Source organism: Roseateles sp. P5_E4, assembly GCF_054049255.1.
The window spans coordinates 91,284-109,256 of record NZ_JBFUMS010000004.1 but is presented as its reverse complement, the minus strand read 5'-3'; the positions used below and the strand labels follow the sequence as shown (position 1 = coordinate 109,256).

19 protein-coding genes are annotated in these 17,973 nt (G+C 68.6%); 9 read left to right on the top strand and 10 right to left on the bottom strand.

What is annotated here, in order from left to right:
• The first annotated feature begins 122 nt into the window (after positions 1-122).
• The 5 genes from ACXJLH_RS09535 (at position 123) to ACXJLH_RS09515 (ending at position 2,984) form a co-directional block, all read left to right on the top strand.
• Positions 123-788, top strand: a complete 666-nt coding sequence (locus ACXJLH_RS09535) for a TetR/AcrR family transcriptional regulator (protein WP_457351746.1) — start codon at positions 123-125, stop codon at positions 786-788.
• Between the two features lie 14 nt (positions 789-802).
• Entirely contained in the window at positions 803-1,576 is a 774-nt protein-coding gene (locus ACXJLH_RS09530) for a hypothetical protein (RefSeq protein ID WP_457390371.1), read from the top strand.
• Positions 1,577-1,703: 127 nt separating this feature from the next.
• Positions 1,704-2,045, top strand: a complete 342-nt coding sequence (locus ACXJLH_RS09525) for a hypothetical protein (protein ID WP_056193682.1) — start codon at positions 1,704-1,706, stop codon at positions 2,043-2,045.
• A gap of 128 nt (positions 2,046-2,173) precedes the next feature.
• Positions 2,174-2,515 (top strand): hypothetical protein, encoded by a 342-nt coding sequence (locus ACXJLH_RS09520; protein ID WP_056193679.1) that lies wholly within the window; start codon positions 2,174-2,176, stop codon positions 2,513-2,515.
• A 109-nt stretch (positions 2,516-2,624) separates the two neighbouring features.
• Positions 2,625-2,984 (top strand): hypothetical protein, encoded by a 360-nt coding sequence (locus tag ACXJLH_RS09515; protein ID WP_056193676.1) that lies wholly within the window; start codon positions 2,625-2,627, stop codon positions 2,982-2,984.
• Between the two features lie 171 nt (positions 2,985-3,155).
• Here the strand turns inward: ACXJLH_RS09515 and ACXJLH_RS09510 are convergent, their stop codons facing one another.
• The gene (locus tag ACXJLH_RS09510) at positions 3,156-4,595 is read right to left on the bottom strand and encodes a wax ester/triacylglycerol synthase family O-acyltransferase (RefSeq protein ID WP_457443691.1); all 1,440 of its coding nucleotides are present in this window, start codon (positions 4,593-4,595) and stop codon (positions 3,156-3,158) included.
• A 97-nt stretch (positions 4,596-4,692) separates the two neighbouring features.
• Between ACXJLH_RS09510 and ACXJLH_RS09505 the strand changes: the two genes are divergently transcribed.
• Positions 4,693-4,944 carry an acyl-CoA-binding protein gene (locus ACXJLH_RS09505; RefSeq protein WP_057300694.1) on the top strand — a complete coding sequence of 84 codons (252 nt, stop codon included), beginning with the start codon at positions 4,693-4,695 and terminating at the stop codon, positions 4,942-4,944.
• A gap of 40 nt (positions 4,945-4,984) precedes the next feature.
• Here ACXJLH_RS09505 and ACXJLH_RS09500 read toward each other — a convergent pair whose 3' ends face one another.
• Complete coding sequence (locus ACXJLH_RS09500) at positions 4,985-5,314, bottom strand: polyhydroxyalkanoic acid system family protein (protein WP_457390374.1); 330 nt, start codon at positions 5,312-5,314, stop codon at positions 4,985-4,987.
• 132 nt (positions 5,315-5,446) lie between these two features.
• Between ACXJLH_RS09500 and ACXJLH_RS09495 the strand changes: the two genes are divergently transcribed.
• Positions 5,447-6,214, top strand: coding sequence for a tetratricopeptide repeat protein (locus ACXJLH_RS09495; protein WP_457443689.1), 768 nt, complete (start codon positions 5,447-5,449; stop codon positions 6,212-6,214).
• Positions 6,215-6,333: 119 nt separating this feature from the next.
• Here the strand turns inward: ACXJLH_RS09495 and ACXJLH_RS09490 are convergent, their stop codons facing one another.
• The 5 genes from ACXJLH_RS09490 to ACXJLH_RS09470 form a co-directional block, all read right to left on the bottom strand.
• Positions 6,334-6,867: a GNAT family N-acetyltransferase gene (locus ACXJLH_RS09490; protein ID WP_457390376.1), complete on the bottom strand. Its 534-nt coding sequence runs from the start codon at positions 6,865-6,867 to the stop codon at positions 6,334-6,336.
• Positions 6,833-7,897: an aminopeptidase gene (locus ACXJLH_RS09485; protein WP_457443687.1), complete on the bottom strand. Its 1,065-nt coding sequence runs from the start codon at positions 7,895-7,897 to the stop codon at positions 6,833-6,835. Before ACXJLH_RS09485 ends, ACXJLH_RS09490 begins: the two co-directional genes overlap by 35 nt.
• A gap of 62 nt (positions 7,898-7,959) precedes the next feature.
• Positions 7,960-9,960: a M30 family zinc metallopeptidase gene (locus ACXJLH_RS09480; protein ID WP_457443685.1), complete on the bottom strand. Its 2,001-nt coding sequence runs from the start codon at positions 9,958-9,960 to the stop codon at positions 7,960-7,962.
• Positions 9,961-10,092: 132 nt separating this feature from the next.
• Positions 10,093-12,090, bottom strand: a complete 1,998-nt coding sequence (locus ACXJLH_RS09475) for a molybdopterin-containing oxidoreductase family protein (RefSeq protein WP_457443683.1) — start codon at positions 12,088-12,090, stop codon at positions 10,093-10,095.
• Between the two features lie 62 nt (positions 12,091-12,152).
• On the bottom strand, positions 12,153-12,887 hold the full coding sequence (locus ACXJLH_RS09470; protein WP_457323358.1) for an SDR family oxidoreductase: 735 nt from the start codon (positions 12,885-12,887) through the stop codon (positions 12,153-12,155).
• A gap of 119 nt (positions 12,888-13,006) precedes the next feature.
• Here ACXJLH_RS09470 and ACXJLH_RS09465 point away from each other — a divergent pair, with 119 nt between their 5' ends.
• On the top strand, positions 13,007-13,921 hold the full coding sequence (locus tag ACXJLH_RS09465; protein WP_457443681.1) for a LysR family transcriptional regulator: 915 nt from the start codon (positions 13,007-13,009) through the stop codon (positions 13,919-13,921).
• Positions 13,922-13,930: 9 nt separating this feature from the next.
• Here the strand turns inward: ACXJLH_RS09465 and ACXJLH_RS09460 are convergent, their stop codons facing one another.
• The gene (locus ACXJLH_RS09460) at positions 13,931-14,374 is read right to left on the bottom strand and encodes a carboxymuconolactone decarboxylase family protein (RefSeq protein ID WP_457443680.1); all 444 of its coding nucleotides are present in this window, start codon (positions 14,372-14,374) and stop codon (positions 13,931-13,933) included.
• A gap of 96 nt (positions 14,375-14,470) precedes the next feature.
• Here ACXJLH_RS09460 and pdxR point away from each other — a divergent pair, with 96 nt between their 5' ends.
• Positions 14,471-15,895: a MocR-like pyridoxine biosynthesis transcription factor PdxR gene (pdxR, locus tag ACXJLH_RS09455; RefSeq protein WP_457443678.1), complete on the top strand. Its 1,425-nt coding sequence runs from the start codon at positions 14,471-14,473 to the stop codon at positions 15,893-15,895.
• On the opposite strand, the gene ACXJLH_RS09450 is transcribed toward pdxR, so the two are convergent.
• Both ACXJLH_RS09450 and ACXJLH_RS09445 read right to left on the bottom strand, forming a co-directional pair.
• Positions 15,892-17,274 carry a sensor histidine kinase gene (locus ACXJLH_RS09450; protein WP_457443676.1) on the bottom strand — a complete coding sequence of 461 codons (1,383 nt, stop codon included), beginning with the start codon at positions 17,272-17,274 and terminating at the stop codon, positions 15,892-15,894. The genes pdxR and ACXJLH_RS09450 overlap by 4 nt on opposite strands.
• Positions 17,271-17,930, bottom strand: a complete 660-nt coding sequence (locus tag ACXJLH_RS09445) for a response regulator transcription factor (RefSeq protein ID WP_056193638.1) — start codon at positions 17,928-17,930, stop codon at positions 17,271-17,273. Before ACXJLH_RS09445 ends, ACXJLH_RS09450 begins: the two co-directional genes overlap by 4 nt.
• Positions 17,931-17,973 lie beyond the last annotated feature (43 nt).

Here is a 17,973-nt window from a genome sequence, read left to right as displayed (position 1 = left end):
GCCCTATTTCGGTGCCGATCACTGCCAGAATGACCCGATGAACTGTGCGCCCCCATGCTCATTGCATTCACTGTGCCCCGAGGGGGTGCGTCATCCGCTCCGGGCGGCCGCGCGCTCCTGACATGCCCACCCCCAAACGCCCCCGCCGCACCGCCGAGCGCATCCTGGAGGTCACGCTGGACCTCTTCAACCGCTTCGGCGAGCCGAATGTATCGACGACGCTGATCTCGGCGGAACTGAAGATCAGCCCGGGCAACCTCTACTACCACTACCCGGCCAAGGACGAACTCGTCAACGCGCTCTTCGGCCGCTACGAGGCCGAGCTGAACGAGCTGCTCGCCGCGGCCGACAACGTGCGCAATGTGGAGGACGCCTGGCTGTTCTTCCACATGCTGTTCGAGCTGATCTGGAAGCACCGCTTCCTGTACCGCGACCTGAACGACCTGCTGTTCAAGAACCGCCGCCTCGAAACCCATTTCCAGACCCTGCTTGCCGCCAAGGAGCAGGCGATGCGCCACGTACTGTCGGGGCTGCACCTGGGCGGCGCGCTGAAGATGGACCTGCGCGAGGCGGCGCCGACGGCCAACGCGATGGTCGTGGTGGTGAGCTACTGGCTGAGCTACGAATACGTGCGCGACCCGCGCCATGCGCTGGAGCCCGATCGCGCCGGCGCAGCGCTGATGCGTGGCGCCTTCCACGCGCTCTCCCTGCTGCTACCCTACCTTGAGCCTGCGTCCAAGGAACACCTCTTCAAGCTCGCCGGCCAATACCAATCATCACAACCCTGATGGAGACAAAAGCGATGGCCAAGTGGACTGCCTTCCCCTACGACAACAGCGCCTTCGTCTACACGCCGGCCACGCTGAAGAAGCACTGGGCGCGGCTGCATGCCGGTGACGCCGAGCCCCTCCCCAAGGACGCCGCGGTGCTGCAGGCCTGGATTCATTTCCATGCCGGTGACTTCCAGGCCGCCTACGACGCGGGCCTCGCCGCCGGTGGCGCCGGCATCACGGTCGCCAACAAGGCCCAGGGCATCTACGCCAACTACCTCGAGAAGAAGGAGAAGGTGAAGCTGGAGATGTTCCTGGAGATCGCGGAGCGCGCCGAGGCGCAGCAGGGCGAGGAGCCCAAGAACCCGAACGCCTGGTACTGGCAGGCTTACGCGATCGGCCGCTACGGCCAGGGCATCAGCGTCGCCAAGGCGCTGGCGCAAGGCCTGGGCAGCAAGGTCAAGAACGCGCTGGAAACCACCATCGAACTCGCGCCCAAGCACGCTGACGCCCACATCGCGCTGGGTGCCTTCCACGCCGAAGTCATCGACAAGGTCGGCAAGCTGCTGGGCCGCACCCAAGGTGCTGACACGGCCACCGGCCTGAAGATGTTCGAGCAGGCCCTCAAGCTCAACCCGGCCAGTGCCATCGCCATGATCGAACGTGCCAACGGCCTCGTCATGCTGGAGGGCGACAAGCGCATGAAGGAAGCCGAAAAGCTGTACGCCGACGCGGCTGCCTGCGAGGCGATGGACGCGATGGAACTGCTCGACATCGAGCTGGCCAAAGAGGAACTTGAGGAGTAATTCACGGTACCGATCGCAGATCGTGACGGAGTTCACGACCCGATCTCCCGTGCCTCCGGGGGTGCAAGTCAGCGCGTCGCGGCGTAAGCTTCGTCCCCACCAGCCACCCCCCACACGAGACCGCGCCATGAAGTTCCTGATCCCCGCTTTCGCTGCCGTCACCGTCTTTGCCGCCCAAGCCGGCAACAACGCCACGCCCGAGCAGGCCGAACTGCGCGCCGAGTGCGCCAAGAGCTACACCGACACCAGCAGCGTGGCAACGCCGGTCCCGTCCAATGAGTACCAGTTTGTCTACGCCAATGGCAAGTACAAGGGCGAAGCCAAGCCGGGCAAGCTGCTGGCCTGCACCGAGCAGCAGTACGCCGCCTACCTGGACAAGGCCGACCCGGCCAAGGTGATGGCCGCCTACCCGACGGCCGCCGGCCGCCCGACCGCCGCCAAGAAGAAGGCCGAGCCTTTCCGTCTGTGAAACGCCTGTGATTCGCCGCTGATCGTTTCGAATCGTCAGCCAACGAGGCGCCCTGCGGGGCGCCTTTTGTTTTTCCGGCGCGGTCGACCTAATGTTGAAAGTCACTGGACTTTCCAAGGAGCCACGCCGTGAAGATCCTCATCGCCACCCTGACCTGCCTGGCCGGCACCGTTGCCCTCGCAGATGACGCTGACGTGCACAAGGCCCGTTCCGAATTGCGCACCGGCTGCGCGCAAAGCTACGCCAGTTTCAGCGCCCATCACCCAGCCGGCAATGCGCCTGAGTACCGCGGCGACAAATACCCCGGCGACTCCCAGTACTACGGTGACGCCAAGCCCTGCACCGAGGAGCAGCTGGCGGCCTATCTCGACAAGGCCGACCCTGCCCTCGTCATGCGCGCCTACCCTTCCGCCGCCGGCCGCCCCAAGGCCAAGAAGCCGGCCACGGCGCCTTCCGCGCCCAAGGGCTGAGTCGATGCAAAGGCGCCTTCGGGCGCCTTTTGATTGGTGCAGTGCGGCGTGCATTTGCTTGCACTTAGGCGTAGCCTTGGGCTCACCTTGAGCAGCAAGGAGGTCCGCCATGAGAACCCTCGCAGTCACCATTGCGTCTCTGGTCACCGCGCTGCCGGCCTTCGCGGCCGACACACCGGCCAGCCACGCCCAGGCCGTGTTGCACGATGGTTGCGCCCAGGCCTATGCCAGCCACGTCGCCACCTACTACGCCGCCGGCGCGGTGGCGCCGACCTTCACCGGCGAACGCCCCAAGGGCGACCACCGGTACTACAACGACGCCAAGCCCTGCGACGAAGCGCAGTTCGCGTCCTATCTGGAAAAGGCCGACCCGGCCACGGTGACGATGGCCTATCCCACCGCCGCCGGCAAGGCCAAGTCCAAGAAGGCCAACGCCGTCACGACGGCGGCGGTGCCCAAGTCGAAGTGAGCAGGCCCCTCGCTCAGTCTTGCCCGGCTGAACGCAGGCAAGCCTGATCGGTCCCCCGAGGGGACGGCGATGCTTGCGGCATTGAGCCGCAAGCACATCGCCGAACGGGCCGGCTTGGGAGCGGCCCGGCGCTCGGCCCGACGACCATGCGATGACCAAATGAGAGCAGTCTCAGGCTGCATCCTGCCCCCACGGCATCATCAGCGACAACATCAAGAGCTTCTCGAACTCCGGTGCAAAGTTGGCGATGATGGCCTCGGGGTCGGGGCACAGGCCGGTGTCGGTGATGAGGCCGAACTGCACGCGGCCGGCGTAGGTCAGGATGCTGACGCCCATGCCGATGTCGCCCGACTGCGGCACCCAGAACATCACCTTCTCCACCGTCGAGCCGCAGAACTTGAGCGCCTCGGCCGGGCCCGGCACATTGGTCATCACCGCCGTCGCCTTCTTGGCGAAGAGGTTGAGCATCGCGTGCTGCACGGGCTTGATCAGCAGGCCGGCGACAGACAGCAGGCCGAAGGCCATCACCGGCTGGAAGCTGCCCTTGAGCTCGCTCATGCGCGCGCGTACCGCGAACAGCCGCTCGATGGGATTGGCGATGCCGATGGGCAGCACCAGCGGCACCAGGCCGAAGCGGTTGCCGAGTTGCCAGGCCTGCTCCAGCGGGCGCAGATTGACCGGCACCATGGCGCGGATCTCCTTGCCCGCCGGGTCGTCGCCCTTGTCCGCCAGGTAGCGGCCGATGGCGCCGGCCGCGCAGGCCAGCAGCACGTCGTTGATGGACGCGCCCAGGGCCTTGCCGACCGCCTTGACCTCGTCCAGCGCCAGGCTGTCATCCCAAGCCACGGTCTTCTTCGAACCGGGCTTGCCCTTGAGGCGCGTCGGCGAATCGTCGGGCATCAGCGCAAAGGCGGCCACGTCGGACACGGCCTGGTAGCCCATGCGGGCCATCTCCAGCGACGAATCCATCGGCGTGTCACCACGCATGGCCAGGTCCACGCCCTTGGCCACACCCTTGCCCGTCATGCCGATGGCCTTGACGGTCAGGTTGCTGATCGGGCGCAGGAAAGCGTCGAGCAGCCAGTCGGCCTCGCCGGGCTCTTCCACATCTTTTGCCGCGCGCTTGGGCGGCGCCTTGCCGCCATCGGTGATGGACAGCATGACGGCGATCAGTGCGATGCCATCGGCAATGCAGTGGTGGATGCGGGCAATCAGTGCGCTCGTGCCGTCGCCCATGTCCTCGATGAGCTGGAACTGCCACAGCGGGTGGGCCGGGTCCAGCGCCTCAGAGCACAGCTCGGCGACACGCTCGCGCAGCACCTCGTCACGGCTCTGGCCGCGCAGGGGCAGCGGCACCTCGGCGACGACGTGGCGGGCAATATCGAAATCCTTGTCGGCCACCCACTGGGCACCCAGCAAGGCGTCCTCGACGACCTTCTGCCGGAAGCGCGGGTACTGCAGCAGCCGTTCGGCCACGCGTTCGCGCAGCGCGGCCAGCGTGATGCCGGGGCGGATGGACCAGACCCCGACGATCATCATCAGGTTGGCCTCGGTGTCCATGCGCAGCCAGGCGGTATCCACCTTGGACATGCGTTCGCTGCTGGGGCCCATGCGTCTCCTCGGATTCGTTATTGGCCGGGCCTAAACTCGGCGGCCCGTCGGTCGATTGTCATGAGAATCGACGCCCCAATCAGCCTGGAGAACCCCCGTGAGCCTGAAAGACCAATTCGAAGCCGCTGTCGCCGACTCCAAGAACCTGGCCGAGCGGCCGGACAACATGACGCTGCTGAAGCTCTATGCGCTCTACAAGCAAGGCAGCGCCGGCGACGTCGACGGCAAGCGCCCCGGCTTCACCGACATGGTCGGCCGCGCCAAATGGGATGCCTGGAACGAGCTCAAGGGCACGAGCAACGATGACGCGATGCAGCAGTACATCGATCTCATCGAATCTTTGAAGTAAGCGGCTCAGCCGCCTCAAAAGAAACCGGCCGGGCCTTTGCTCAGGCCGGTTTCTTTTTGGCCGGCGCCTTTTTCTTGGCCCCGGCCGCCAGCAGCGCATCGAGTTCCTTCTCGATCTCGCCCTCGATCGTCTTCTTGAAGGCGCCGAGCAGGAAGCCGAGCTGGGCCACCAGGTCGAAGTGGTCGGCCGCCACGGTCAGCTCGCCCTTGACGCCGGAGCGCGTGAACTCCACGGTGTCGCCGTCGTCACCCTCATGCACCGTGCATTCCATGTCGAACTTCTCTTCGACCTGCTCGGCCCATTTCCAGGCAATCTCGCGGGCCTTCTTCAGGCCCAGGTCGTGGTCTCGGTGAATGCGGATCTCGGCCATCAGCGGCTCTCCGTTGTCTCGTGCACCCCACTCTAAGCGAGAAGGGCGGTGCCACTGCCGTGGGCGCATTTGCCTCCATACTTAGGCGCAGAAAAGCCTGGCGCAAAGCCAGCCGAAGCCCAGGGAGGATCCATGCGCCTTGTCGACCCCGACCCGCTCTGCCTCGACCCGCTCATGGAGGGGCTGACGCATTTCCGTGCGCCCGAGCCCGACCATGAACAGGCTGTCTACTGGTTCCGCGTCGCCGCCGACGCGGGCGACGCCGAGGGACTGGCCATGTTCGCGCTCTGCCAGCTTGAGGGCCTGGGCCTGCCGCGGGACCCGGTCCAGGCCCGTGAGCGCCTGGAGCGCGCCTCCAGCGAGGGCAGCCTGACTGCCAAATTCCATCTAGGCCGCATCCTCGTCGCCGGCTGGGGTGGCGACCCCGATGCACCGCGCGGCGTGGCGCTTTACACCGTCGCCGCATCCCAAGGCCATGCCGATGCCACCTTCAACCTGGCCGCCTGCCTGGAGTCAGGATGGGGCTGCCAGCCTGACCGGCTGGCCGCCAAGGCCCTGTACATGCGCGCCCGCGCCATGGGCAGCCGGCTGAAGGCGCCAGGCCTGCGCATCCGCGAGCGCGAGCTGGAGGCGGTGCGCGAACTCGCGCGTCGCATGGAGCACGGCGGCGAACTTGCGCGCGCCATCGAGGAGCGCCAGCACGAGATCATGCTGATTCACGAGCTCGCGCAGACTCCGGCACGCAAAGCCATGCTGAGCGCCAGGCAGCGCCGCCGGCTGCTGCACGTCGCCAGCGCCACGGCCATCATCGCGGGCCTCGCCGCGGTCCTGGCCGGCCTGTTCGGCTGGCGCAACAGCCACCCGCTGGCGCATGATTCCGGCCCCACCTCCATCGCATGAACATGCGCCGCAGCCAGCCGCTCAACACCACTTGATTGACGTCTTCGCGTAGGGGCCACACCTGCGACGAACTGTCCGTCGCCAGTCCGGTGCGTTGGCACACACCGCCTATTTAGCGATCAAGCGGCAGTTGCCCGCACCAACGGCTGCCTCGGATGCAGCCTCGCCATCGTCAGCGCATCCACGTAGACGCCATCACGCAGCGCATAGGCCCTGAGCCGCCCTTCGTGCTCGAAACCATGGCGCTCGTACAGCCGGATTGCGCGCTCGTTGTCCTGGTAGACCGTCAGCTCCACGCGCAGAACCTGCGCCCAGTTGTCGGCGTAGTCCAGCAGCGCAGTCATCAAGGCACCGCCAATGCCCTGCCCCTGCGCCGCGGCCGACACCGAGATGCCCAGCGCCATTGCGTGGCGGCGGCGCACTTGGGCGCCGACCGGGTGCAGGCCGGCGCTGCCGAGCAGCTTGCCGTCACGTTCGGCCAACAGGAACAGCTCGGGCGAGCCAGCGGCGGGTGGCGTGCTCAGGCGCTGTTGCCACAGTTCTGCATTGGCGTAGGGCAGCTGCAGCAGGCCAGGAAAGATGTCCGGCTCGGCCAGATGCTCGGCAATAGCAGCGGCATCACTGGCCCGGGCGCGTCGCAGGATCAGTGTCATAAGTCCCTCCCTCAAGGCTCTTCAATGTAGCCCGACGCTCGTCGCGCGCGAGCGGCTTCAGCCGCTCGACGGCCGCGTGAAACTTCACCCAGTCGCGCCCCTCGCGCTCGAACAGGCGCGTGAAGGCCGGCACCAGTTCGTCATAGGCAGAAAGAATCGCGAAGCTGGCGTTGTTGGCACGCTGGAACCAGGCTTCGTAGCCTGGCGCCTCCTTGGGGGCACGTTCGCGCAGCTCGGCCATGACGGCGGCTTTGGCTTCGGCACGCGCCTCGGCCGGGCCGGCGTAAACCGCTTTGAGCTTCTCCCGCCCTTCGCGCGCCAGCGCCAGGAAGCGCGCCCGCCGCGCCCGCCCGGCCTCGAAGGCAGCCAGGGCCTCGGGCTTGGCCGCCAGCCATTCGCGGGCACCGAGCATCTCGACGGCGGTGGCATAGGCCTCGTTGAAGCCGGTGTCGTCGCTGGTGTAGACGCGCTGGTGGGTCAGCTCGTGAAAGACCATGGCCGCCAGTTCGCCCTCGGGGTAGCGGATGAAGGTGTTCAGCAGCGGGTCGCCGCCGAACCAGCGGCTCCAGCCCAGCGTCGAATAGGCGGGAATGGGCTGCACCTGCACCTCCCAGCCCTCGGCCTTCAGCTCGTCGGCGTGGCGTTGCGCGGCATCGCGGTCGAACCAGCCCTGGTAGCCGGCGCAGCCCATGATGGGGTAGCACCAGGTCTTGAGCTGGAAGCCGAACTCGGGCGCGGCGACGATGTTCCAGACGACGGCTGGCCGCTTGAGGTCGGCATAGCGGCGGTAGCTGTTGTTGTCGGGCAGGGCCAGGCGCGCGGTGGCGAAGTCGCGCATCTGCTGCGTCAGCTTCAAGCGCTCGGCCAGCTCGGGCGGGGTGGCCGGGTCGGCCAGCCAGTCGCTGACCGGCCTGGCCGCGCGAACGATGCCCAGATGGCCGCCGGCGGCCTGGCCCCAATGGCCCACGGCGCCGCAGCCGCTCAGGGAGAGCGCGGCGACGGCAATGAGCAAGGCGCGTGGAGAGATCAAGCGAGATCGCGGTGCAGGCGGAGCCGCGATTGTCACCACCCGCTTCGCCACGCAGGTAACTGTCAGCGCAGCACCACCGTGAGCACGGTGCCCGCGGGCACGCGCACGCCGCGGCGCTGGTAGCGCGTTGCGCCGGCCGGCACCTGATCGTCCAGGTAGGTGTGCCCGGTGCGGCCGAAGCGCGTCAGTCCGCTGATGGGCGCAGCCTTGCGGCTGGTGGCCTGCTGCGCGGTGTCGGTGCCCATCAGCCACAGCCCTTCCCACTGCACCTGCGGGAAACCATAGCCCCAGGGCGCATGGCGCTGCGGCATGCCGCCGAACACGCTGCTGCCCAGGCGCTCCCACTCGTCGGCCAGGCCCTCGCTGCCGGCGCGCCGCAGCAGCGTGTCCAGGCAGCTGTAGCTGCTGGCCGTCGCGCTGCAATCAGTCACCAACTGGCGCCACCAGCCGCTGCCGTAGCGGCGGTTCAAGAAGGCGGCCAGGCTGCCGCCGGCTCCATAGTTGGCGCTGTCGACGTCCTCCAGCCAGTCGATCATGGCCACGCTGCCACCAGAACGGAGGTAGCTGGGCAGCCTGAAGATGACGATCTTGTTGGCGCCCGGCGTGATGGTCTCGGCCAGCAGGTCTTCGGTGGCCATGGCAGCCGTCTCTTCCAACCAGGCGTCGTGCAGCAGGCCGCGCTGGATCGTGCCCTGGTGATAGGTCACCATGTGCGTGAGCTCGTGCACCAGCGTGGACGCGTAGAAGGTCGGGTTGCTTGCCAGGCCCGTGCCGTTCACGAAGAAGGCCAGCGCTTCGTTGGAATTCGCGTAGCGGCTGTTGCGCCAGCGGTAGGAGTTGTTCAGCCCATAGAAGTAGCCGGCCGCGGAGGCGTCGGCGCCCATGTGGTCGGTGACGACGATGTTCACGTCCTGCAGCTGCGCCGCGCTTTCCTGGATCAACCACGGCCGGTTGGCCACCTCGCTGCCGCCCCAGACGTCGCCGAGCATGGCGATGACACGAGCAAAGCCGCCCTGGTCGCCGCAGAAGCTGCGCTTCAGGGGCTCGATCTGGGCCGCTTCGACCGTGCGGGCCGTGGTCAGCGCCTGGTCCACCCAGAAGACGAGGCGACGGCCGGTTCCGGTGCTGCAGGTGCTCAGCACGCTGGCCGTGAACGGCACGGGCTTGGCGGGATCGTCATAGAGGTCGTTCCAGATGCGTGTGCTGCCGACCTCGGCGGCGGCCAGGGCGCGGCGGCGCGGCTCGATGGCGCTCTCCGGCAGGGGCCGAGCAGGCAGTTGCTGATCCTGCAGATCCTCCAGCGACTGTTGCTGCTGCAGGCCGAGCATGCGCGCGTGCAGGGCGTCGTGGTGGGATTCGTCGGCAGCTGATGCACTGGCAGCCTGAATTCGGGCGTTCGGTGCCGCGCCCAGGCTGACCACCGCCGCGCTGCCGCTCTTCGGTAGCTCGGTGGCATCGCTGGCCTGGCCGTTGCTGAATACCAGCGTCACGGACTGCCCAGGCTGCACGTTGGCGATGTCCACGTCGACCAGTTGGGACGTGGCACCGGCGTTGCGCAAACGCCAGACACCAACGCCGCTGCCGGCATAGCCCCCATCCGCAGCCACCGCACAGTGCAGGCCGCTGCAGCCTGGCAAGAGTGAGCCTGCAGCACGTGCCACCGGCGAAGGCTGTGCTTCGACCTGGACGGTGGTGCTGGCGCGCGCCGTCACGCCGGCACTGTTCTGCGCTACGGCCGTGGCGGTGAAGCTGCCCGCCTGGGCGAAACGGCGCTCCACGGTGAGGCCTTCGGCCGCTGCGCCGTCGCTGAACTCCCAGCGCCAGTTGACACCATTCTGCGTATCACCAGCGGTGAACTGCACGTACTCGCCGGCGTAGAGCTGGGTGGCCGAGGCGCTGAGGCGCACGACCGGGTCTGGCACGGCGGGCGCCGTTGGCGGCGTCGGCGTCGGCGTCGGTGTCGACACACCGCCACCGCCTCCACCGCCGCCGCAGGCGGCAAGCAGCATCAGTCCACAGGCAGCCGCCACATGGCGCAGCCCAGCCTTGAAGAGGCCCCCCATCGTTCTCCCTGTCCTTGTGTTCTCGGCACCGCATCCTCGTGCGTGGCGCCGGGCACGGATTGTGCCAACGCGTCCCGGCGCATCGCGCCGTTAGCCGCCCGGTTCAGACGTCAAAAATCACGTCAGGAAAGTTCAGGCAGCTTCAACCTGCACCAGGCAGTCGTAGAAAGCCGGGGCATTGCCCATATCCGTCAGGCGCTGGTGGGTGACCTCGTTGACATTGCTGCCCTGCACGCCGAGCTTGCGCCACCACACGCCCAGGCCGTTGACGACGCCGGGCCGCGCGCGCGTGCTGACCTTGAGCTTGGCCACATAGCGGCCACGGTCGTTGAATGCGGCCACCAGGGCGCCATCGGCCAGGCCGCGCTCGACGGCATCGCCGAGGTGCATCTCGATGATGGGCTCGCCCTCGATGTCGCGCAGGCTCTTCACGTTGACAAAGCTGCTGTTCAGGAAGTTGCGCGCCGGCGGCGAAATCATGGCCAGTGGGTAGCGCGCGGCCAGTTCGGGCGAGCTTTGCGCGCTTTCGTAGTTGGGCACGTAGTCGGCGCCGGCGGCCTGCGCGCGACCGTTGGGGGTGCGGAAGCCGCCCTCGGCAAATGGCGCTTCGGGAATGGGCAGGGGCCGCCAGCCCTGCTCGCGCAGCAGGCCCATGTCGATGTCCGATGTGAAGGCCTGCGCGGCCAGATCCTCGTCGCTGTCCTTGAAGCAAGGATCCGTCAGGCCCATCGCCGCGGCCAACTCGCGGAAGATCTGCGTGTTGGTCTTGGCTTCGCCCAGCGGCGCAACAGCCGGCTGGTTCATCAGCACATCGGTGTGGCCATAGGAGGTGTGCACGTCCAGGTGTTCGAGCTGGGTCGTGGCGGGCAGCACGTAGTCGGCCAGGTCGGCCGTGTCGGTCATGAAGTGCTCGAGCACGACGGTGAACAGGTCCTCGCGCTGAAAGCCCTTCACCACCTTGGGCGACTCCGGCGCGACGGCAACGGGATTGCTGTTGTAGACGATCAGCGCCTCGATGGGCGGATCGGCCTGCAGCAGCGCGTCGCCGATGGTGCTCATGTTGACCATGCGCGGTGTGCGCCCGGCGAGCAGGCCCGGGCGTTCCAGATCCGGGTTCTTGTACGGCGCATTCCAGCCCGAGGCCGACAGCAGCACGCCACCGCTGGGGTGGCGCCAGGCGCCGGTCAGGCAGGGCAGCAGCGCGATCAGCCGCACGGCATTGCCGCCACCGCGCACACGCTGCAGGCCGTAGTTCATGCGGATGGCGGCGGGCTTGGTGGTCGCGTAATCGCAGGCCAGGTTTCGCACTTCATCGGGGCTGATGCCGCAGACCTCGGCGACGCGCTCGGGCGGCCAGTCCAGGGCCTTGCCGCGCAGTTCATCCCAGCCGTCGACGTGGTTGTCGATGTAGTCCTGGTCCAGCCAGCCGTTTTGGATCAGCTCATGCATCAGGCCCAGGGCCAGCGCACCGTCGGTGCCGGGCAGCACGGCGATGTGCTGGTGGCATTTGTCCGCCGTCTCGGTCTTGCGCGGATCGATGCAGATCAGCTTGGCGCCCTCGCGCTTGGCCTGGTTCGCATAGGTCCAGAAATGCAGGTTGGACGCAATGGAGTTGCTGCCCCAGATGATGATGAGCTTGGCGCCAGCGAAGTGACGCGTGTGCATGCCCAGCTTGTGGCCATAGGTGGCTGCCAGGCCGGCGCCGCCGGCGGAAGCGCAGATGGTGCGGTCCAGCCGCGCAGCGCCGAGCGCGTTCCACAGCCGGCCGGCCATGGCCTCGCCCTGGATCAGGCCCATGGTGCCCGCATAGCTGTAGGGCTGGATGCACTGCGGGTCCTTCACCGCCTGGAGCCGGGCGGCGATGTCGGCGATGGCCTCGGCCCAGCTCACCCGCACGAAGGCCGGCGCTTCGGTCTTCTTGCTGACCCTCTTCAGCGGGTGCAGCAGGCGCTCGGGGTGGTAGGTGCGCTCGGGGTAGCGCGAGACCTTGGTGCACAGCGCGCCGTGCGTGTTGGGATGGTCGGCGCGGCCCTGCACCTTGATCACGCGTTCGTTTTCGACGGTGATCTGCATCGCGCAGGTGTCAGGGCAGTCGTGGGGGCAGGCGCCGAAGACGGTACGGGTGGTCATGTCGATCAGGCAATCGCAAATCAGGCTGAGCCGCGATTGTCGCAATCCGCACCGCCCCCTGCTCAAAGTTGGCTCATACCCCCATCGACAACGATCTCGCTGCCGACGATGAAGGCCGACTCAGGCGCGGCCAGGTGCAGCACCGTGGACGCAATCTCCTGCGGTGTGCCGAAGCGACCCAGTGGCACCTGGCTCTGGATCTGCGCGGCGACCTGCGTCAGCGTGTCGGCGTCGAAGCCCAGCTTGCCGTACAGCGGCGTGGTCACCGGGCCCGGGCTGATGACGTTGACGCGCGCGCCCTGCGGCAGCAACTCGGCCGACAGCGTCTTGGCCATCGAGATCAGCGCGGCCTTGCTGGCGGCGTAGATGGCCGAGTTGGGCATGCCGATATGGGCATTGATGGAGCCGTTCAGCACGATGGACGCGCCGCGGGCCAGCACCGGGCGCAGCGCCTGGATCAGGAAGAAGGCGCCCTTGGCATTGGTGTTGAACGTGCGGTCCCACAGGTCTTCGCTGGCATCGGCCAGGGATGCGAACTCGGCGATGCCGGCGTTGACGAACACGGCATCCAGCTGACGGCCGGCGGCGGCGAGGTGGGCACCCAGCGCGCGGGCGCCGAGCACGTCAGACGCATCCAGCGCCACCAGCTCGAAGCCTTCGGTCTCGTGCTGCTTGCCCGGGCGGGCGGTGACGATGACGTGGGCGCCTTCGGCCTTGAAGGCGCGGGCGGCGGCCAGGCCGATGCCGGAGGTGCCGCCGGTGACGAGGACGGTCTTGTTGGTGAAGCGTGAAGACATGATGGTTTCCTTTGGGTTTGCGGTTGAGCGGCTTGTCTGCCGTGGACTCGATACTCGGATTCAGCGTCCCTTTTGACGCACGGCCGTGTTGGCCGACTCGTGCAAGGCTTTCGAACATCATGCTCAGCGACGACGAGATCCAGTTGATGGAGGCCATCGGGGCCAGCGGCAGCCTGACGCGCGCCGCGGCAAGCCTGGGCAAGGCGCCGTCGACCGTGTCGTACACGCTGCGCCAGATCGAGACCCGCTTCGACGCCCTGCTCTTCGACCGTCGCCGCTACCGGCTGCAGCTCACGCCCGCCGGCGCCCTGCTGGTGCGCGAGGCCACGCGGCTGCGCGACGACATGCAGCGCCTGACGCGGCGCGTCACGCAGGTGGCCAAGGGTTGGGAGGACCGGCTGTTGATCGTCACCGACGAGCTGATCGCCTTCGAGAGCCTGATGCCGGTCATCCAGGACTTTGATGCGCTGGCTTCGGGCGTGAGCCTGCGCATCACGCACGAGGTGCTGGGGGGCACCTGGGAGGCGCTGGCCGAGGGCCGAGCCGACCTCGTCATCGGCGCGACGAACGAGCCGCCCACGCAGGCCGGTGTGCAGTGGCGTGAGCTGGGCGTGCTGAGCTGGGTCTACGCGGTGTCACCCCGCCACCCGCTTGCCAAGGTCAAGGGGCCGCTGACGGCCGAGCAGATGCAGGCCCACCGCGCCATCGTCGTGGCCGACAGCTCGCGCCGTGGCGATGGCCGAGCCTATGGCCACGGCGCCGGCCAGGCCACGCTGGCCGTGCCGAGCATGACGGCCAAGATTGCGGCCCAGCGCGCCGGGCTGGGCGTGGGCTGGCTGCCGGAGGTGCGCGTGGCCTCGCTGCTCAAGCGTGGCGAGCTGGTGGCCAAGCAGGCCAGCGTGCCGCGCGAGCCCAACACGCTTTACCTGGGCTGGCGCGCCGGGGACGGCCGGGCGCTAGCCTGGTGGCTGGAAAAGCTCGGCGGGCCGCGGCTGTGCGCGCGGCTCGTCAATGGCGTGGACGGCTACGCCTGATCCGGCCGCTCAGGCGGGCAATGCCTTGCGGAAGCCGATGGCGAAGCGGTTCCAGGCATTGATGGTCGTGATCGCCAGTGTCAGGTTGACCATCTCGGCCTCGTTGAACTCGGCCGTGGCGGCGGCGTAGTGGGCGTCGCCGGCATGGCCCTGGGTGATCAGCGTGATCGCCTCGGTCCAGGCCAGGGCGGCGCGCTCGCGCGGCGTGAACAGCGTGGTCTCGCGCCAGGCCGGCAGCACGTGCAGGCGTCGCTCGCTCTCGCCGGCCTCGCGGGCGTCGCGGCTGTGCATATCCAGGCAGAAGGCGCAGCCATTGATCTGCGAGGTGCGCATCTTCACCAGCTCGATGAGGCTGGGCTCCAGGCCCAGCTTGGCGATGCTGCCTTCCAGCGTCAGCATGGCCTTGAGGGCGGCGGGGGAGGCGGTGTAGAAGTCAATGCGGGGGGTGGTCATGAGATGCTCCGGTGGGTGGGGTTGGGGTGCACGAATGTTGAATCCCGGGCGCCGCGCCAAGCAGTCCAATCCCGACCAAATCGAGCAGGCCACCGGATGGATCTCCACATCGTCATCGACCGCGACCAGCCGCTGGGCGAGCAGTTGCTGCGCCAGCTGCGCGGCCTGATCCGCAGCGGCCGGCTGGCCACCGGTGCCCAGCTGCCACCCACACGGCTGCTGGCCGAGCAACTGGGCCTGGCGCGTCAGACCGTGGCCGAGGCCTATGAGCGGCTGACGCTGGAGCAGCTCATCGAGGCGCGGCGCGGGCGCGGCAGCTTTGTGCGCGCGCTACCGGCGGCCGAGGCCGAACGGCCCGTGGCAACCACCGTGCGCCTCGCCAGCGCCGAACGCATCGCCGCCTTCCAGGCCCTGCCGGTGCCGCTGCTGCGCTTTGCCGACAACCCGCTGGCGCGCTGGGATTTCATCGGCGGCTCGCCCGAGCCCGCCCTCTTCCCGCACGAAGACTGGCGCCGCCATCTAAACGCGGCCCAGCGCCAGCTCGGCCAGGGCGGCGCGCATGCCCCGCCGGCCGGGCTGGCCGCGCTGCGCGAGGCGATTGCCGAACACCTGGCCTATGCCCGCGGCGTGCGCTGCTCGGCGGCGGACGTCATCGTCACCCAGGGTGCGCAACAAGCCTTTGACCTGCTCATCCGCGTGCTGGTCGGGCCCGGCGATGTGGCGGCCATCGAGTCGCCCGGCTACCCGCCCATCACCGGGCTGCTGCAGGCGCAGGGCGCGCGCATCGCCCCCGTGCCGGTGGACGAACAGGGGCTGGTGACCGACGCGCTGCCGCCCGACGCCAAGCTCGTCTACACGACGCCGGCCCACCAGTTCCCGCTCGGCGTGGCGATGAGCATGGAACGACGGCGTGCGCTGCTGGCCTGGGCGGCGCGCACGGGCGCCGTCGTCATCGAGGACGACTACGACAGCGAGTTCCGCTTCGAGGGCCAACCGCGCGACAGCCTGCAGGGGCTGGACACGGACGGCCGCGTGGCCTTTGTCGGCAGCTTCTCCAAGACGCTGGCGCCGTCGCTGCGGCTGGGCTATGTCATCGCACCGCCGGCCTTGCGCGACGCGCTGCTGCACGCCAAGCACCTGGCCGACGTGCACGGCCCCAGCCTGCTGCAGAACGTGCTGGCCCGCTTCATGGCCGAAGGCAACTACCGCAAGCATCTGCGCCGCTGCGTGGCCGAGTATGCGCAGCGGCGCGAGCGGCTGATGGCGGGCTTTGCCGGGCCGCTGGCGCCATGGCTGACGCTGCTGCCCGCGGAGGCTGGCTTCCACCAGGCGGCGCTGTTCAAGCCGGGCGTTGCCATCGACGCACCGCAGCTCGCGGCGCTGGCCCGGCGCGTGGACGTGGGGCTGTATCCGCTGCAGGCGTTTGCGGCCGGGCGGGACGGCTTGCTAATGGGCTTTGGGCGCGTCACGCCCGATGGCATAGCCGAGGCACTGGGCCGCGTCGCCGAGCTGCTGGCCTAGGCGGCCGGCAGTGTCAGACGCGCGATGCAGCCCGTGGGTGCCGCCGGCAGCAACTCGGCGCTGCCGCCGTGGCGCTCTGCAATCTCACGGGCTATGGCCAGTCCCAGGCCGCAGCCCTCGCCATGGGCCGAGCCGCGCACGAAACGCTCGAAGGCGCGCCCGCGCAGCTCGGGCGTGAGGCCGGGGCCGTTGTCCTCGACGTCCAGCCACACGTCGTCACCCGCGCGGCGCAGCTTGACGGTGATGGCCGCGCCACGGCCGGCATAGCGCACCGCGTTGTCAATCAGGTTGACCAGGGCCTCGCGCAGCAGCAGCTCAACGCCCTGCACGCTCAGGCCCGCGTTGACGATGTCCACACCCAGGTCGCAGCCGGCGGCCAGAGCACGCGGCACCCATTCGGCCGTGACCTCGTGTACCAGGCGGTCGCAGTCCACCGCCGCCCAGCCCTGGGTCGCCACGGCCTCGGGCTCGGCGCGGGCCAGCACCAGCAGCTGTGACACCAGCCGCGCGCCACGCACGGCGCTCTCGTGCACGCGCTCCAGTCGCTGGCGCAGGGCCGGATCGCTGTTGGCCTCCAGCGCCAACTCGGTCTGGCTCTTCAGCCCCGCCAGCGGCGTGCGCAGCTGGTGGGCGGCATCGCTGATGAAGCGGCGCTGCGTGGCCAGGCTCTGCTGCACCTGGCCGAGCAGCTCGTTGACGGCGCCGGCCAGCGCGCTGACCTCGGGCGGCGCGGCGCGCAGCTGCACCGGGTCGAGCGCGTCGGCGCGCCGGCCTTCCACCTGCTGCTGCAGCTCGGCCAGCGGCTTCAGGCCCTTGCGGATGCCGGCCCAGACCACCATGCTCATCAATGCGATCAGCAGGGACAGCGGCAGGGCCGTGTCCAGCAGCATGCGCTGCGCCAGCAGCTCGCGCGGCGCGCTGGAGCGGGCGATCTGCACGCGCAGCGTCGAATCCGCCGTGCCGGCCGCGCCCAGATGCAGGTCCAGCGACACGACGCGCATGCGCTCAGGCACGGTGGCGTCGAAGAACACCGGCTCGTTCAGCGCTGGCGAGCCTGGTGGCGGCGGCAGGCGTGCGTCGCCCAGCAGCAGCTGGCCCGGCGGCGAACTGACCATGTACATGACGCGGTCGTCGGGGTCGGCAGCAAGGATGTCCTGGGCCGAGCGCGGCAGGTCGACAAAGAGGCCGCTGGCCGTGGGCCGGATCTGGCGCGCCAGCGCCCGGGCGGCCTGCAAGAGGCTGCTGTCGACCAGCTCGTCGGCATGCCTGCTGGCCAGGCGATAGGCGCCGAAAGCCGCCACCAGCCACAGCACGATCTGCGGCAGCAGCAGCCACAACAGCAGTTGCCGGTGCAGCGAGCGGCCGGCCGGTGAGTTCACGATGACGCGGTGGCTTCGAGCAGATAACCCAGGCCGCGCACCGTGCGCACGGCCAGGCCCGAGCCTTCGAGCTTCTTGCGCAGGCGGTGGATGTAGACCTCGATGGAGCCGCCTTCATCGGCACCCCAGGCCTCGACGATCTGCGCCTTGGTGACGACGCGGTCGCGCTCGGTCAGCAGCAGGTCCAGCAGCGACCATTCGCGCGGGCTCAGCTCCAGCGGCTCGCCGCCGACGCTGGCGCGGCGCGCGGCGCGGTCCAGGCTCAGGCGGCGCAGCTGCTGGGTCTGCGAGGCCGGGCGGCCACGGCGCAGCAGCGCGTGCAGGCGCGCCTCCAGCTCGGGGAAGTCGAAGGGCTTGGTCAGGTAGTCGTCGGCACCGGCCTGCAGGCCGGCGACGCGGTGCTCCAGCGCGTCCAGCGCCGTCAGCACGAGGATGGGCAGGGTGCGGCCGGCCTCGCGAACGCGCTTGAGCACGGTCAGGCCGTCCACCATGGGCAGGCCGAGGTCGAGGATGGCGATGTCGAAGTCCTGCTTGCGCAACAGGTACTCGGCCACGGCGCCGTTCTCGGCCCACTCGACCTTGAACGAGGCGTTAAGCAACTGCTGCTGCAACGCGTCAGCCAGCAGGGCGTCGTCTTCGGCGAGCAGCAGGTTCATGGTTGGCAGACTTTAATGGCGTCGGCGCTAGTGGTTAATACGA